The sequence below is a fragment of the Pseudomonas fuscovaginae SE-1 genome (assembly GCF_000364705.1).
GTDB lineage: Bacteria > Pseudomonadota > Gammaproteobacteria > Pseudomonadales > Pseudomonadaceae > Aquipseudomonas > Aquipseudomonas fuscovaginae_A.
Genome location: NZ_AQOH01000119.1, coordinates 1 through 326, shown reverse-complemented (window position 1 = coordinate 326; position 326 = coordinate 1). Strand labels below are relative to the sequence as shown.

Below are 326 nucleotides of genomic sequence, written 5' to 3'. Positions count from 1 at the left end.
GCTGTCGTCATGTAACCCACCGTCGGCACCCACTCCGTTTTCAAACTACGAAACAGCCGCTCCATGGGTGCGTTGTCGTAACAATTTCCCTGTCGGCTCATGCTTTGGGTCATCCGATAACGCCAGAGCCGCTGGCGAAAACTACGACTGCCATATTGACTGCCTTGGTCGCTGTGAAACAGGACACCCCGTGGTCTGCCGCGCATCTCGTAAGCCCTCTCGAGCGCCTTGACGACCAGTTCGGCATCAGGCTTGGCGGACATCGCCCAGCCCACCACCCTGCGGCTGTACAAGTCCAGGACAACGGCCAGGTAACTCCATCGCCC

1 protein-coding gene is annotated in these 326 nt (G+C 59.2%); it reads right to left on the bottom strand.

The window, feature by feature from the left end; translation table 11 throughout:
* The coding region (locus tag K675_RS0112465; protein ID WP_017903851.1) for a DDE-type integrase/transposase/recombinase at positions 1-326 on the bottom strand (326 nt) is incomplete at both ends.